The following is a 15,847-nucleotide window of genomic DNA, read 5'->3' as shown; positions in this document are numbered from 1 at the left end:
CTCAACGGGGGAGACGCCGCCAGGACGCCGTCGCGAACGGACGGCCCCGGTGAGTGGATCAGCTGGCTTCGGCCTGGGCGCGGCGGCGGCGTTCGCGGCTGTTGGCCAGGTGGGTGCGCATGGCCGCGCGGGCGCCGTCCGGGTCCTGGGCGGCGATGGCGTCGTAGATGCTTTCGTGTTCGCCGTTGACGCGGCGCAGGTACTGGCGGCGCTCATCGCTCACGCCTTCTATCGATTCCAGCCGGGCCCGCGGAATGATCATGCTGCCCAGCGTGCCCATCAGTTCTGCGAAGTGGCTGTTGTGCGTGGCGCGTGCGATCTCGAGGTGAAACTGGAAGTCCGCCGCCACCGCATCGCGGCCCGCGTCCACCGCGGTGGCCACGGCGTCCAGCGCCTCGCGCATGGCTTTGAGGTTTTCTTCAGACCGGCGCTGGGCAGCCAGGGCGGCGGCCTCGGTTTCCACGCCGATGCGCAGTTCCAGCACCGCAATCACGTCGCGTAACGTGCTGAACTGTTCGGGCGTGATCTTGAATCCCGGGGCCTGGCCGAGCCCGAGCACAAAGGTGCCGATACCGTGCCGCGTCTCGACCAATCCCGAGGCCTGGAGCTTGGAAATCGCCTCGCGCACCACGGTGCGGCTCACGTTGAACTCCGTCATGATGGCGGCTTCGGTCGGCAGCTTGTCACCCAGCGCCAGACGGCCGGCGCGGATGCGGTCACCCAGGGATTCGACCAGCTCCAGGGCCAGGGTGCGGGGCTTGCGGCGAAGCTCGGTATCGGTGTTCATGTCTCGGTGTTATCCCTATGTGGCCTCTTGGGGCAGAAGCGGTACATTGCTCTTTCTCTGTTGTACGACAACTGATGACGTGCAGCAAGACTGTTGCCACTGTACCAAGAACCTCTGCTTTTGTAACCGCCATGCCTTGCCATCCGACGCCCATTCGTTTTCAACGCCTGCTCCTGACCGGTGCTGCAGGGGGGCTGGGCCAGGAACTGCGATCGCGACTGAAGGCGTACTGCACGACGTTGCGCCTTTCCGACATCGCCGACCTGGGCGCTGAGGCCGCAGGCGAGGAAGTGCGGCCCGTGCGCCTGGAAGACGCGAGCGCGGTGCACACCCTGCTCGAGGGCGTGGATGCCGTGATCCATCTGGGTGGCGTGTCCACCGAACAACCCTGGGACCTGATCCTGCAAGCCAACATCGTTGGCGCATACAACCTGTACGAAGCCGCCCGCAAGCAGGGCGTCAAGCGTGTGGTGTTTGCCAGCTCCAACCACGTGACCGGCTTCTATCGCCAGGACGAAGTGGTGGGCCTCAAGGACCCGGCCCGGCCCGACGGCCTGTACGGCCTGTCCAAGGCGTTCGGCGAAGACCTGTCCCGTTTTTACTTCGACCGCTACGGCATCGAGACCGTGTGCCTGCGCATCGGCTCGTCGTTCCCCGAGCCGCGCAACCGCCGCATGCTGGCCACTTGGATGAGCTACGACGACCTGGAGCGCCTGGTCGTCGCCAGCCTGACCGCACCCGTTGTCGGCCACAGCATCATCTACGGCATGGGCGACAACACGACCACCTGGTGGGACAACACGCTGGCCCGCCACATCGGCTACCGCCCACAAGACAGCTCCGAGCCCTTCCGCGCCAAGGTCGAGGCGGCTGACCCGCACCCCGACCTGACCGACCCCGCCGTGATCTTTCAGGGTGGCCCCTTTGTGCGCACCGGTCCTTTCGAATGAGCGCGCAGATGACCCAACAAGTGGACCTGCTGCTGCCCGACCACCGCGATCAGGTGGGCGAAAGTCCCGTATGGAGCCCTGCCGAGCAGGCACTGTATTGGGTCGACATCGAAGGCCGCAAGCTGCACCGCTGGACTTACGCAGACCAGCAAGTGCGAAGCTGGGAGACCAGCGAACGGCCCGCCTGCATCGCGCTGCATTCGGCCGGCGGCTTGATCGCCGGTATGGACACGGGCGTGTTCCACCTGCGTCTCGATGATTCGGGCGCGCTGGCCGCCACGCGGCTGGCGGGTGTGGACCACCCGCAGCCCGGCATGCGTTTTAACGACGGCCGCTGCGACCGCCAGGGCCGCTTCTGGGCGGGCACCATGGTGCGCGACATGTCGCTGGCGCAGCCCGCCGGCGGGCTCTACCGCATGGATTCCCATGCGCTGTCTGCGCCGCAGGTGTCGGGCCTGGTCACGCAAAACGGCCTGGGTTTCAGCCCCGATGGCAAAACCATGTACCTGAGCGACAGCCACCCCAGCGTGCAGCAGATCTGGACGCTGCCGCTCCATGACGACGGCTCGCTGGGCGAGCGCTCGCTGTTTGTCGACATGCGCGATGTGCCTGGTCGTCCCGACGGCGGCGCGGTGGATGCCGAAGGCTGCTACTGGATCTGCGGCAACGACGCAGGCGTGGTGCACCGCTTCACGCCCGATGGCCGCCTGGACCGTTCCATCACCGTGCCCACCAGCAAGCCCTCGATGTGCAGCTTTGGCGGCCCGGGGCTGGATGTGCTGTTCATCACCTCGATCCGCCCGGGCCAGCCCCAGGGCGACGACGTCGCGCTGGGCGGCGCCATCTTTGCCACCCGCCCGGGCGTGGCCGGACTGGCCGAGACACCTTACCGCAGCACCTGAAGCCGCGCTGCTCCTTCCTCCTCCCGCATTCACACACAACACCTCAACCAGGAGACAACCATGAAAACCCCCCATCTGTTTGGCCGTGTCGCTTTGGCTGCCAGCATCCTGCTTGGCGGCCTGACCGCGCAAGCCACGGAGTTCCGCTCGTCCGACATCCACCCCGAGGACTACCCGACCGTGCTGGCCGTGCGCCACATGGGCGAGACGCTGTCCAAGGCCACCGGCGGCAAGCACACCATCCGTGTGTACGCCAAGGGCTCGCTCGGCATCGAGAAGGACACCATCGAGCAGACCAAGCTGGGCGCCATCGCCATGACGCGCGTCAATGTCGCGCCCATGAACAACATCTGCCCCGCCACCATGGTGCCCACCATGCCCTTCCTGTTCCGCGACAAGGAACACATGCGCAAGGTGCTCGACGGCGCCATTGGCGACGAGATCCTGAAGGACTGCGAATCCCAGGGCTTTGTCGGCCTGGCGTTCTATGACAGCGGCGCCCGCTCGATCTACACCGTGAAGAAGCCCGTCAAGACCCTGGCCGACGTCAAGGGCCTGAAGGTGCGCGTGCAGCAGAGCGACCTGTGGGTCTCGCTGCTCGAAGCCATGGGCGCCAACGCCACCCCGATGCCATTTGGCGAGGTCTACACCGCGCTCAAGACCGGCCTGGTGGACGCTGCCGAAAACAACTACCCCAGCTACGAGAGCTCGCGCCACTTTGAAGTCGCCAAGTACTTCAACAAGACCGAACACTCGATGGCCCCTGAGATCCTGCTGTTCAGCAAGCGCGTGTGGGACACCCTGAGCGCCGACGAGCAAAAGGCCATCCGCGCAGCCGCCAAGGAATCCGTGGGTTTCATGCGCAAGATCTGGGACGAGCGTGAAGAAAAGTCCCTGGCCACGGTGAAGGCCGGCGGCGCGCAGATCGTCGAGATCGACAAGGTCGCGTTCAAGACCGCCATGAAGCCCGTCTACGACAAGTTCCTGAAGGACCCCAAGCTCCAGGACATGGTCAAGCGCATCGACGCAGTGCAGTAATTTGCACGAGCCCCAGCGCACTGCGGTGCGCAGGGGCCCATTCCATTTTTGCCTTCTGAATGTTTCTTATGTACACGCGTCTTTGCGCTTTCATCGCGCGCACCTGCCTCCAGCTGGGCGTCGGCGGGTTGGTCCTGCTCGTCTGCGCCGTGCTCTACCAGGTCGTTGGCCGCTACGTTTTCAACAACACCCCCACCTGGGCCGAGAGTGGCGCGGTGCTGCTGGTGCTGTACGTCACCATGCTGGGCATGGCGGTAGGCGTGCGGGACGCGGGCCACATCGGCCTGGAATCGTTTCTGGTGCTCGCGCCCGACTGGCTGCGCCACAAGCTTGAAATCGTGATCCACGTGCTGGTGCTGATCTTCGGCGTGGTCATGGCCTGGAACTGCGGCGTGCTGGCCGAATCCGTGGCGCCCTACAAGATTCCCACGCTCGGTATTTCCGAAGCGTTCAAGTACGTGCCCCCCGCGCTGGCCGGCGTGTTGGTGGCGATGTTCTCGCTCGAGCACATCATCGCCCTGGTCCGCGGCACAGAGGTCGAGCCCGCCTGGCACTGAGATGAAGTACACCCCCCTGAGCGCCTTCGGCGCTTCCCCCCGCTCTCGCATGGCTGCGCCATGCGGGCAGGGGGACGCAGCCCTCGCGGCGGGGCGGCCCTGGCTCGGCTGCCCTGGCTTGGGTCACGCCCGCCTCATGCGAAGCGCCCCGGGGACGATCGAAGCATTCCCTGCATGTTGCCCAGCACCCTAACGTTCCAATAAAGATTCCACCATCATGGCGTTGACCATTCTGTGCGTGACCTTCACGCTGCTGCTGCTGCTGGGCGTGCCCGTGGCGTTTTCCATCGGCCTTTCGTCGCTGGCCACCATCCTGTATGAAGGCCTGCCCCTGGCCGTGGGCTTTCAGCAAATGATTTCGGGCATGAACCCGTTCTCGTTCCTGGCGATTCCGTTCTTCATCTTTGCTGGCGAAATCATGATGTACGGCGGCATTGCCGACCGCATCGTCGACTTTGCCAAGAGCGTGGCGGGCCACGTGCGCGGCGGGCTGGGCATGAGCAATGTGCTTGCCTGCACGCTGTTCGGCGGCGTCTCGGGCTCGCCCGTGGCCGACGTCTCTGCGATGGGCGCCGTGCTCATCCCGCAGATGAAGAAAGAGGGCTACCACGCCGACTACGCGGTGAACGTGACCACCCACGCCTCGCTGGTGGGCGCGCTCATGCCCACGTCGCACAACCTGATCATCTTCACGCTGGCTGCAGGCGGCAAGGTGAGCATTGCGGCGCTGATCCTCGCGGGCATCGTGCCGGCGCTGCTCCTCACGGTGTGCAACCTGCTGGCTGCCTACCTCGTGGCCGTCAAGCGCGGCTACCCTGCGGGCACCTTCCCTGGCTGGGAAATCGTGTGGATCTCGTTCCGTGCGTCCATCCCCGGTCTTGCCGTGGTGGTCATCATCATCGCGGGCATTCTTTCGGGGGCGTTTACGGCCACCGAGTCGGCCTCCGTGGCTGTGATCTGGGCGTTGTTCCTCTCGGTCTTCGTCTACAAGAAGCTCACGCGCGAGCAGTTCCTCAAGGCCGCGTCCAAGGCCGTCAAGACCACCGGCACCGTGCTGCTGCTGATCGGCATCTCGTCGATGTTCGGCTACCTCATCGGTCTGTACGGCGTGGCCGAGCTGACGGGCGATGCGCTCAAGTCTATGAGCACTTCGCCATGGGTGATCTTCCTGTGCGTGAACATCATCCTGTTCATCCTGGGCACCTTCCTCGACATGGCGGCGACGATCCTCATCTGCACGCCCATCTTCTTGCCCATCTGCCAGCAGTTCGGCATGAGTACCGAACAGTTCGGCATCGTGATCCTGATCAACTGCGCGCTGGGGCTGAACACGCCGCCGGTGGGCACCACGCAGTTCATTGGGTGCACCATCGGGGGCATCAGTGTGGGCGAGGTGATGAAGACCATCTGGCCGTTCTACAGCGCGCTCATCGTGGCGCTGATGCTGGTGACCTACGTGCCCCAGTTCTCGATGTGGCTGCCAGACCTGGTGCTGAAATCGGGTGGATGAGCGTGGCACGGCCGGCCCCCACGCTGGCCGTGCACAACCCTTGAAGTGGATTTTGAAGTGAACGACACGACGCGAGCCCCCCTCACCATCCGCATGCACGCCGCGGACAACGTGGCCATCGTGGCGAACGACGGTGGCCTGCCGGTGGGCACCGTGCTGCCCGAGGGCGTGCCGGGCGCCGGCATCACCCTGCGCGACAAGGTGCCGCAGGGCCACAAGGTGGCGCTCAGCGACATGGCCCAGGGCGATGTCGTGCGCCGCTACAACGTGCCCATCGGCTACGCGCTCAAGGACATCGCCGCTGGCAGCTGGGTGCACGAGCGCCTGCTGCAGATGCCTGCGGCCCGCGCGCTGGAAGGCCTGCCCATGGCGACGGTGAAGCCGCCGGTGCTCGAGCCATTGACGGGCTACACCTTCGAGGGCTACCGCAACGCCGACGGCTCCGTGGGCACGCGCAACATCCTGGCCATCACCACCACCGTGCAGTGCGTGGCGGGCGTGGTGGCGCAGGCCGTGCACCGCATCAAGACCGAGCTGCTGCCTTTGTTTCCGAACGTCGACGACGTGATCGGCCTCGAGCACAGCTACGGCTGCGGCGTGGCCATCGACGCGCCCGACGCGATCATCCCCATCCGCACGCTGCGCAACATCAGCCTCAACCCCAACTTTGGCGGTGAGGTCATGGTAGTGAGCCTGGGCTGCGAAAAGCTGCAGCCCGACCGCCTGCTGCCCCCGGGCAGCTTCCCCATCACCGACGAGCGCGATGCGGCCCTGGGCCCCGAGACGGTGTGCCTGCAGGCCGACCACCACGTGGGCTTCATGTCGATGCTCGACGACATCCTGCAAAGCGCCAAACCTCACCTCACGCGGCTGAACGCCCGCCGCCGCGAGACCATCCCGGCCAGCGAGCTGGTGCTGGGCGTGCAGTGCGGCGGCAGCGATGCGTTCTCGGGCGTCACCGCCAACCCCGCCGTGGGCTTTTGCGCCGACCTGTTGGTGCGCGCCGGTGCCACGGTGATGTTCAGCGAAAACACCGAGGTGCGCGACGCGGTCGAGCAGCTCACCAGCCGCGCCGCCACGCCCGAAGTGGCCGAATCAATAGTGCGCGAGCTGGGCTGGTACGACCGCTACCTGGACCGCGGCCGAGTGGACCGTGCGGCCAACACCACGCCGGGCAACAAGGCGGGTGGCCTGTCCAACATCGCCGAGAAGGCCATGGGCTCCATCATCAAGAGCGGCACCGCGCCCATTGCGCATGTGCTGGCGCCCGGCGAAAAACTGCGCCGCGACCAGCGCGGCCTGGTGTACGCCGCCACGCCCGCCAGCGACTTCATCTGCGGCACGCTGCAACTGGCCGCCGGCATGAATTTGCACGTGTTCACCACCGGCCGGGGCACGCCCTACGGCCTGGCCGAATGCCCCGTGGTCAAGGTGGCCACGCGCAGTGACCTGGCCCGCCGCTGGCACGACCTGATGGACATCAACGCAGGCAAGATCGCCGACGGCGAGGCCACCATCGAGGACCTGGGCTGGGAGATGTTCCACCTGCTGCTCGACGTGGCCAGTGGCCGCAAGAAGACCTGGGCCGAGCACTGGAAGCTGCACAACGCCTTGGTGCTGTTTAACCCCGCGCCGGTGACCTGATTCTTCAGCCCTGGCCGCCCGCACCTGCGGGCTGCAAGACACCTTCACAGCCCGTCCTTGCACGGGCTGTTTCACTAGAGAGACACGAATCCCCATGGGTCACACCCGATTTTCCGACCGCAAGGTCCTGGTGGCGCTGGCGCTGCTGTGCTGCCTGCTCTGGGGCAGCTCCTACCCCGCGATCAAGACCGGCTACGCCTGGTTCGGCATCGCCAGGAGCGACATTCCCTCGCAGCTGGTGTTTGCCGGGTGGCGCTTTCTGGGGGCGGGGCTTATCTTGCTGGCCTGGGCGCTGGCGCAGCGCAAGCCCATCGTGAACCTGGGGGCGGGCAGTGCGCGCCAGCTGGTGGTGCTGGGCCTGTCGCAGACCACGCTGCAGTACGTGTTCTTCTACGTGGGGCTGGCCCACACCACGGGCGTCAAGGGTTCCATCATGAATGCCACTGGCACCTTTTTCAGCGTGCTGCTGGCGCACTGGGTCTATCACAACGACCGCCTGAGCCACGCCAAGCTCTGGGGCTGCGTGGTGGGCTTTGTGGGCGTGATGGTGGTGAACCTGGGGCGTGGAACGCTGGACATGGACTTCACGCTGCTGGGTGAAGGCTTTGTGGTGATCGCCGCCCTGGTGCTGGCCGCCGCCAGCATCTACGGCAAACAGGTCTCGCAGCGCATGGATTCGGTGGTGATGACAGGCTGGCAACTGGGCCTGGGCGGCGTGGCGCTGCTGGCCATCGGCTGGGGCCTGGGCGGGTCGCTCACGGGCTTCACGTGGGGCTCCACCGCGCTGCTGGTGTACCTGGCGCTGCTGTCATCGGCCGCGTTCTCGCTATGGAGCATCTTGCTCAAACACAACCGCGTGAGCCAGGTCACGGTGTTCAACTTCACGGTGCCGATCTTCGGCGCGGCGCTGTCGGCGGTCTTCCTGGGCGAGGCGCTGTGGGAATGGAAGAACCTGCTGGCCCTGGTGCTGGTGTGTGTGGGCATCTGGCTGGTGACGCGCGATGCGCCTGCCAAAAACTCCGCCGCACCACCCGCCGTGCCACCCGCCGCCAAATAGACTTGGCGCCCATGGCTTATTCCCTTTCACGCGAAGCGTTTCAGCGCAACCTGCACGGGCAGCGCACCGATCTTTTCACCTTGCGCGGCGCGGGCGGCTTGCAGGTGGCGGTGAGCAACTATGGCGCCCGCCTGGTGCAGGTGGCGGTGCCGGACGGGCAGGGCGGCCTGGTGGATGTGGCGCTGGGCTACGACAGCCTGCAGGGCTACCAGGGCGGCCAACAGTCCATGGGCGCGTTCGTCGGCCGCTGGGCCGGGCGGCTGCGCAATGGGGTGCTCACCCTGCCGGGTGGCGCACAGCATGCGCTGCCCACCAACAGCGGCCCGCACCACCACCACGGCGGCCCGCGCGGCAGCCGTTTCCAGGTGTTTACGGTGGACGGGGTCAAGCCCGATGCACTGACCCTGAGCCATACCTTTCGCACCGACGACGACGGCGTGCCCGGCACGGTGCGCCTGCAGTTGCACCTGCACGTCACGGTCGACAACGCTCTGCACATGGCCTGGACGGCCCAGGTGGCTGACGCGCCCACGGTGTTCAACCCCACGGGCCACGCCTTCTTCAACCTGGCCGGCACAGGCACCACGCACCACCACCGGCTGCAGTTGCCCGCCAGCCGGTATGTGCCGCTGGCGGCCGACGTCTGCCCTGTCGGCACGGTGGCACCGGTGCAGGCCACGCCGTTTGACTTTCGCCAAGCGCGGAGCATTGCCGATGCAGTGGCCCCGCGCCATGAGCAGCTGGCGCGCGCGGGTGGGCTGGACCACTATCTGGTGCTGGACGACGCGCCACATCACCCGCAGGCTGGCTGGGCGCAGACCGCTGCCCCAGCCTCACCCACCACCCCCGCCGGCCTGCGCCCCGCCGCGCTGCTGAGCGAGCCGACCACCGGCCGCGCGATGGAGGTCTGGACCACCGCGCCCGGGGTGCAGGTGTACGCAGCCCACGGTCTCCAGGCCGACCCGGTGCGTGACCGGGGCCGCGGCGCGGAAGCCGGCCACTGGCTCTGGCAGCCGGGCGATGGCATTTGCCTGGAGCCCATGGAATACCCGGACGCGCCCAACCACCCGGCGTTTCCGGTGCGCTGGTGGTTGCCCGGTGACGTGGTACAGGGCGCCATCGTGTACCGCTTCACGGGCTAGGAGCCTGCGCAGCAGAAGGAGCATCGGCTGCAACGCGCGAGAAACCGGCCTTGTGCAGTCCTACCTCCTGCGCCCAGGGGCCCACCCTGGGCTTCTCGGTAGCACCACACGATCCTCGGTTTTCGCGCGTTTCGCTTCGACGCCTTCTGCCGCGCAGGCTCGTGGGCCACGGCTTGCCGAGGTTGCGCAGCGGCGTTGCCGACACCGTCAGCCCGCAGCAGAGAAAAATTTGAGTGTTTTTGGGCTCCAGCGCTTGTTTATCATGCACTAGTAGCTATCAAATTAGTAGCAAATGGCCAGTCGTGCCTGCTGCAGTGCCAGGACTTCATCCGTCCACGCCCGCCGCATTCGCCTCGCTCTGCAGATGCGCCTGCACCACCGCCGCCAGCCAGTCCATTACCACCCGCACGCGCTGGGGCAGGTGGCGCCGGTGGGGGTAGATCAGCGTCACCGGCATGGGCGGGGCAGGGTGGTGGGGCAGCACCTCCACCAACAGCCCCCGGTCGATCAGCTCGCGCACGCCCAGCAGCGGCGCCTGGATCAAGCCCAGCCCCGCGGCGCAGGCGCCCAGGTAGGCCTCGGCGCTGTTGACGGTGACGCGCCCGGCCATGGGGTGGAACGCCGCGGTGTCGCCGTCCACCGTTTCAAACCCGGCCGACCGGGTGCCCAGCGTGCTCACGTAGTGCACCAGATCGTGCTGCGCCAGGTCGGCCAGCGTGTGGGGCGTGCCCTTCTTCGCCAGGTAGCCGGGGCTCGCGCAGGTGGCCACGCGCACCAGGCCCAGCGGGCGCGCCACCAGCCCGGGCTCGGCCACGGGGCCGACGCGGATCACGCAGTCAAAGCCCTCGCGCACCAGGTCCACACGGCGGTCGGTGCTGCTCAGCTCCACCTCCAGCAACGGGTGGTGCGCGAGCAGCTCGGGCAGGGCTGGCAGCACCAGCTGGCGCGCAATGCCGGTGGACATGTCGATGCGCACCCGCCCGCGCAGCGCCGTGCCTGCGGGCTGCTGGAACATTGCCTGCAGCTCGTCCACGTCGTCCAGCAGGTCCTTGCAGCGCTCGAAGTAGGCCTGCCCATCCTGCGTGAGCTGCACGCGCCGGGTCGTGCGGTGCAGCAGGCGCGTACCCAGTTGCGCCTCCAGTTGCTGCACCGCCAGGGACGCGCTGGCCTTGGGCAAGCCCAGTACCTGCGCCGCCTGGGTAAAGCTGCTTAGCTCGGCCACCCGGGCAAATATCTGCATGCGGTCTAGAGGGTTCATTGTTGGTTATGTATAGACAATGAATTCTATTTTGCATGGTTTATCTTGTTTTGACGTGCCAATACAGTGACATCCAGTCCCGGCCACAGGGTGTGGCCGGGCCTCTCCACACTGCAAAGGACACTGCCATGACAACCCCCTCCGCGACCTCCTCCGCCAACTCCACAACGTCCTCCTCGACCCCCATCGTTCTCATCACCGGCGGCAGCCGCGGCCTGGGTCGCAACGCCGCGTTGGCTGCCGCGCAAAGCGGCATCGACGTGGTGCTGACCTACCGCCAGCAAGCTGCCGAAGCCCAGGCCGTGGTGGCCGACATCGAACGGCTGGGCCGCCGCGCCGTGGCCCTGCCGCTGGACGTGGGCGATGTGGCCAGCTTTGAAGGATTCGCTGAGCAACTGCAGCAGGCGCTGCGCAGCCAATGGCAGCGCGAACGCTTTGACTTTCTGGTCAACAACGCCGGCATGGGCGTGCATGCGCCCATCGCCGAAACCACCGAGGCGCAGTTCGATGCGCTGGTCAACGTGCACCTGAAGGGCGTGTTCTTTCTCACGCAGCGCTTGTTGCCGCTGATGAACGACGGCGGCCGCATCCTGAACTTCTCGTCGGGCCTCGCGCGGTTTGCCCTGCCGGGCTACGCAGCGTATGCCGCCATGAAGGGCGCCATCGAGGTGCTGAGCCGCTACCTGGCCAAAGAGCTGGGCCCGCGCGGCATCAGCGTGAATGTGGTCGCGCCCGGCGCCATCGAAACCGACTTTGGCGGCGGCGCTGTGCGCGACAACGCCGAGCTGAACGCCTATGTCGCCGCACAGACGGCCCTGGGCCGCGTGGGCCTGCCGGACGACATCGGCCCGCTGGTGGCATCGCTGCTGCAGCCGGCCACGCGCTGGGTCAATGCCCAGCGCATCGAGGCGTCGGGTGGCATGTTTGTCTAGGGAACACCCCCTGAGTCGCTTCGCGCCTTCCCCCGCTCTCGCATCGCTGCGCGATGCGGGCAGGGGACGCCACCGGTGCGGCGGGGCGGCCCTTGCACGGTGGCACTAGTCTTAGGCAGCGCCGATGTCGAAGGCTTCGGGTAGTGCGTCGCGCGATGGAAAACCAGGATGCTGCACAGATAACCACGCGCTGAGGGCTTCCCGGTTCCGCCTAAGTTTCGTCTAAGTGTCGCTGCCCACACTGCCTTCCATCGCAACCCCGATTGAGAAGGCAGACACCATGAACCACACGCTTGCATCCACTCCCCGCCGCCTGATCCTGGCCCTGGTGGCCGCGGGCGCTTTGGGCGCCACGGGCGCCGGCCTCATCAGCGGACACCAGGCCCGCGCGATCACGCCGTCCACGCCCATCGTGGCGCAGACCCCTGCGGCACCGTCGGGGGGCGCGCTGCCCAGCTTTGCGCAGATCACTGCGCAAAACGGCGCGGCCGTGGTCAACATCAGCGTGACCGGCAGCACCAAGGCCGCCATGGCCAACGATGATGATGATGACGATGAAGGCCAGCCCGCCGCCCGCCAAGGCCGTGGCCCGCAGATGGACCCCAACGATCCGTTTTATGAATTCTTCCGCCAGTTCGGCTTTCCCGGTGGTGGCGCGCAGGGCCGGCCCAACGTGCCCACGCACGGCCAGGGCTCGGGCTTCATCGTCAGCGCCGATGGGCTGGTGCTGACCAACGCCCACGTGGTCAAGGGTGCGAGCGAAGTCATGGTCAAGCTCACCGACCGGCGCGAGTTCCGCGCCAAGGTGCTGGGCTCGGACCCCAAGACCGACGTGGCGGTGCTCAAGATCGATGCCAAGGACCTGCCCGTGGTGCGCCTGGGCAGTACGCGCGACCTGCAGGTGGGCGAATGGGTGCTGGCCATCGGCTCGCCCTTCGGTTTTGAAAACAGCGTGACCGCCGGCGTGGTCAGCGCCAAGGGCCGCTCGCTGCCCGATGACAGCCTGGTGCCCTTCATCCAGACCGACGTCGCGGTGAACCCCGGCAACTCGGGCGGGCCTTTGTTCAATGCGCGCGGCGAGGTCGTGGGCATCAACTCGCAGATCTACAGCCGCTCGGGTGGCTACCAGGGTGTGTCGTTCGCGATCCCTATCGAGCTGGCCGCCAAGATCAAGGACCAGATCGTCGCCACGGGCAAGGTGCGCCACGCGCAACTTGGTGTGGCGGTGCAGGAGGTGAATCAGGCGTTTGCTGAATCCTTCCAGCTCGACAAACCCGAGGGTGCGCTGGTGGCCAGCGTGAGCAAGGGCAGCCCGGCCGAGAAGGCAGGCTTGCAGCCCGGCGACGTGATCCGCCAGATCGACGGCCACGCCATCGTCGCATCCGGCGACCTGCCCGCCTGGGTGGGCCAGGCCCAGCCCGGGCAGCAGGCCAAGCTCTCGGTGTGGCGCCAGGGCAAGGTGGTGGAGCTGACCGCCACCCTGGGCGATGCCAGCGACAAGGCGAGCAAGCAGGCGCGCAATGACGACGCCGTGGGCAAGGGCCAACTGGGGCTGTCATTGCGCCCGCTCGACGCTGAAGAGCGCCGCGAGGTCGGCGTGAGCGAGGGCCTGGTCATTGAGCAGGCCCGCGGCCCGGCCGCTGCCGCCGGTGTGCAGCCGGGCGACGTGCTGCTGGCCATCAACGGTGCACCGGCCAAGAACATCGACCAGGTGCGCACCGCCATGGCCAAGGCGGGCAAGTCGGTGGCGCTGCTGATCGAACGCGATGGCAACAAGATCTTTGTGCCGGTGCGCCTGGGGTGAGGCTGTGCGGCGCGCCGAATCGGCCGCACCCGTGGTGCGGTCGGCCGTGCCCTCAGAACCGTACGGTCGCGCTCAGGCTCACAGTGCGCGGGTCGCCCGCCTTCACGTAGTTGGCGTACTGGTACATCCAGTATTTTTTGTCGGCCGCGTTGTTGACGGACAGGCGCCACGTCGTGTCGTACCCGCCCACCACTGTGTCGTAGGTGGCGCCCAGGTTCAGCAGCGTATAGGCGGGCGTGCGCAGGTCGCCCGTGGCGCGCAGCAGGGTGTTGCCGGTGTGCTTGGCCCCGGCCGTGAGCTGCAGGCCCGGCACCTGCGCCACGCGGTAGGCCAGCTGCGCCGTGGCCACCAGGTTGGGCGCACCCACCACGCGGTTGCCCACGTTGGCGTTGCCCCGGCCGTACTCGCTGTCCAGCACCATCAGGCTGCCGCCCAGGCGCCACTGGCGGCCCAGGCGCGCGGTGGCAGCGAACTCCACGCCCTGAAAGGTCGAGCGGCCGTCCTGCACCAGCGTGCTCGCGCCGCCGGTGGTCTGCACGTACTCTGCCTTCTTCTCAATGCGGAACAGCGCCGCGGTGGCGGACCAGCCGGCCTGCTCGGTCTTGACGCCCAGCTCGTACTGCCTGCTCTTGAGCGGGTCGAGCAATGCGCCGTAGTTGGTGTAGGTGGTGTTGCTCACCGAGGTGCCCGGCTGCAGCGCCTGCACGTAGCTCGCGTAGGCCATCGCCTGCGGCGCAAACTTGTACATCAACGCCAGCGAGGGCGTCATCACGCCCGACTTGCCATAGCGCGAGGTCTCGGCGCCCGTGCCGTCAAAACCGCGCTGCGTGTAGTGCGTGTAGCGCAGGCCGGCCAGCGCCGACCATTTGGGCGTGAGGTCGATGGTGTCGCTCACAAAGACGGCCTTTTGCGTGATCTCGGCCGCGCGGTACAGGCCCAGGCTGGCAAAGTCGCCCTGGCTGGCGTAGCCCAGCGTGTTCTGCGTGCCCAGGTTGCCCGTGCCCACCGTGCCGTAGAAGCCGTTGGCGGAATAGTCGTTGGCCTGCTGCTGCCACACGCCGCCGGCCACCAGCTGGTGCTGCATGCCGCCCAGGGTCAGCCGACCCTGCAGCACGGCATCGAGGTGGTTGAACTGGTAGGACTCGCCGTAGTCCGAGCGGTCGTTGCGGTAGTTGCCAGCCGCGTCCAGCAAGTCCAGCACCGATTCATTGCGCCGCGTGCGCGTGCCGCTGTGGCTGTAGCTGGTGCGCACCTGCCAGTCGGGCGCCAGTTGGTACTTGAGCCCGGTCGACAGGTACTTGAAGGTGTTGTCCGCATAGTTGCCGGGGCCCACCAGCCGGCCGTTGTCGTTGGCGATGGGCGACGGCAGGCGCGTGCCCACGAGCGACGCGGTGGTGATGGTGGGCTCGGCATCGCGCGACAGGCGGTCCTGGACCAGCGACTGGAACTCCCAGGTCAGGTCGCGCGTCAGGCGTGCGTCGAGCGCCAGCGACAGCGCATTGCGCCGCAGCCGCCCATCGTTGAAGGTCTCGCCGTTTTCATGGGTGGCGTTCAGGCGGTAGCCCCATCGGCCGTCGTCGCCCACGCGTCCGCCCAGGTCTGCATGGGCGCGCCACAGGCTTTTGGAGGTCAGGCCCAGGCTCAGGCTGCTCTCGGTGCTGGCGGTCGGTTTCTTGGTCACGTAATTGACCATGCCACCGGGGCTGCCAAAGCCGTACATGAAGCCGGTGGCGCCCTTGAGCAACTCGACCTGCTCCATGTGTTCGTAGGGCAGTGTCGTCACATAGCTGATGAACGGCCGGCCGTCGATGCGAAACGAATTCTGCCAGTCCAGGTCCAGCCCGCGCACCGTGAGGTAGCTGGCCCAGGCGCCTACGCTGGCGCTGTTGTCGGACACGGAGGCATCGGTAAAGAACAGGTCGCCGACCTTGTTGGGCGATGTCTGCTCGATCGTCTCGGCCGTGACCACGCGGGTGGAATAGGGCGTCTGCAGCGCCGTGCGGTCCCCCAACGCACCGGCGCTCACCGGGCGGCGCAGCTGCAGGTCGGCGGCGTCTTCTTGCGCCGTGGCACGCACGGTCACGTCGGCCAACTGCGGCGCTGTAGCGGTGCTGCTGGCGTCTTGCGCGTGGGTGGCCGCACAGGCGAGCAGGCTGGCCAGGCACAGGGCCGATGGTGCGAATGCAGGCCGTGCAGGGCGCGCCCGGAAGGGGTGGTGGTGGATGGCCATTTGATGAATGCAAATGAAAATGATTATTATCCACAA

The 15,847-nt window shown here is 66.9% G+C and carries 13 protein-coding genes; 10 read left to right on the top strand and 3 right to left on the bottom strand.

Annotation, left to right across the window (positions count from 1 at the left end; genetic code table 11):
* Positions 1-58 precede the first annotated feature (58 nt).
* Positions 59-787: a FadR/GntR family transcriptional regulator gene (locus tag ACSQ3Q_RS19540; RefSeq protein ID WP_436135992.1), complete on the bottom strand. Its 729-nt coding sequence runs from the start codon at positions 785-787 to the stop codon at positions 59-61.
* 131 nt (positions 788-918) lie between these two features.
* Here ACSQ3Q_RS19540 and ACSQ3Q_RS19535 point away from each other — a divergent pair, with 131 nt between their 5' ends.
* The 8 genes from ACSQ3Q_RS19535 to ACSQ3Q_RS19500 all read left to right on the top strand — a co-directional run bounded on the left by ACSQ3Q_RS19535 (position 919) and on the right by ACSQ3Q_RS19500 (position 9,587).
* A complete protein-coding gene (locus ACSQ3Q_RS19535; protein WP_436135991.1) occupies positions 919-1,737 on the top strand; it encodes an NAD-dependent epimerase/dehydratase family protein in 819 nt (272 codons plus the stop codon).
* Positions 1,738-1,745: 8 nt separating this feature from the next.
* A complete protein-coding gene (locus tag ACSQ3Q_RS19530) occupies positions 1,746-2,639 on the top strand; it encodes an SMP-30/gluconolactonase/LRE family protein (protein WP_436135990.1) in 894 nt (297 codons plus the stop codon).
* A gap of 60 nt (positions 2,640-2,699) precedes the next feature.
* Positions 2,700-3,677, top strand: a complete 978-nt coding sequence (locus ACSQ3Q_RS19525) for a TRAP transporter substrate-binding protein (protein ID WP_436135989.1) — start codon at positions 2,700-2,702, stop codon at positions 3,675-3,677.
* A 68-nt stretch (positions 3,678-3,745) separates the two neighbouring features.
* The gene (locus tag ACSQ3Q_RS19520; RefSeq protein WP_436135988.1) at positions 3,746-4,234 is read left to right on the top strand and encodes a TRAP transporter small permease; all 489 of its coding nucleotides are present in this window, start codon (positions 3,746-3,748) and stop codon (positions 4,232-4,234) included.
* Positions 4,235-4,451: 217 nt separating this feature from the next.
* Positions 4,452-5,744 carry a TRAP transporter large permease gene (locus ACSQ3Q_RS19515; protein WP_436135987.1) on the top strand — a complete coding sequence of 431 codons (1,293 nt, stop codon included), beginning with the start codon at positions 4,452-4,454 and terminating at the stop codon, positions 5,742-5,744.
* Positions 5,745-5,837: 93 nt separating this feature from the next.
* Positions 5,838-7,388, top strand: a complete 1,551-nt coding sequence (gene garD, locus ACSQ3Q_RS19510; protein WP_436137036.1) for a galactarate dehydratase — start codon at positions 5,838-5,840, stop codon at positions 7,386-7,388.
* Positions 7,389-7,482: 94 nt separating this feature from the next.
* Positions 7,483-8,445 carry a DMT family transporter gene (locus tag ACSQ3Q_RS19505; protein ID WP_436135986.1) on the top strand — a complete coding sequence of 321 codons (963 nt, stop codon included), beginning with the start codon at positions 7,483-7,485 and terminating at the stop codon, positions 8,443-8,445.
* Between the two features lie 11 nt (positions 8,446-8,456).
* Positions 8,457-9,587: an aldose epimerase family protein gene (locus ACSQ3Q_RS19500; RefSeq protein ID WP_436135985.1), complete on the top strand. Its 1,131-nt coding sequence runs from the start codon at positions 8,457-8,459 to the stop codon at positions 9,585-9,587.
* A 325-nt stretch (positions 9,588-9,912) separates the two neighbouring features.
* On the opposite strand, the gene ACSQ3Q_RS19495 is transcribed toward ACSQ3Q_RS19500, so the two are convergent.
* A complete protein-coding gene (locus tag ACSQ3Q_RS19495; RefSeq protein WP_436135984.1) occupies positions 9,913-10,845 on the bottom strand; it encodes a LysR family transcriptional regulator in 933 nt (310 codons plus the stop codon).
* Positions 10,846-10,973: 128 nt separating this feature from the next.
* On the opposite strand from ACSQ3Q_RS19495, the gene ACSQ3Q_RS19490 reads away from it, so the two are divergent.
* A complete protein-coding gene (locus tag ACSQ3Q_RS19490) occupies positions 10,974-11,777 on the top strand; it encodes an SDR family NAD(P)-dependent oxidoreductase (protein WP_436135983.1) in 804 nt (267 codons plus the stop codon).
* Positions 11,778-12,057: 280 nt separating this feature from the next.
* Positions 12,058-13,581, top strand: a complete 1,524-nt coding sequence (locus ACSQ3Q_RS19485; RefSeq protein ID WP_436135982.1) for a Do family serine endopeptidase — start codon at positions 12,058-12,060, stop codon at positions 13,579-13,581.
* A gap of 52 nt (positions 13,582-13,633) precedes the next feature.
* On the opposite strand, the gene ACSQ3Q_RS19480 is transcribed toward ACSQ3Q_RS19485, so the two are convergent.
* Positions 13,634-15,811 carry a TonB-dependent siderophore receptor gene (locus ACSQ3Q_RS19480; RefSeq protein WP_436135981.1) on the bottom strand — a complete coding sequence of 726 codons (2,178 nt, stop codon included), beginning with the start codon at positions 15,809-15,811 and terminating at the stop codon, positions 13,634-13,636.
* Between the last annotated feature and the right edge of the window lie 36 nt (positions 15,812-15,847).

This window comes from Acidovorax sp. LjRoot129 (assembly GCF_964253765.1).
Lineage (GTDB): Bacteria > Pseudomonadota > Gammaproteobacteria > Burkholderiales > Burkholderiaceae_C > Acidovorax.
The sequence above is the reverse complement of the archived record's forward strand: the minus strand, read 5'-3'. Positions and strand labels throughout refer to the sequence as shown.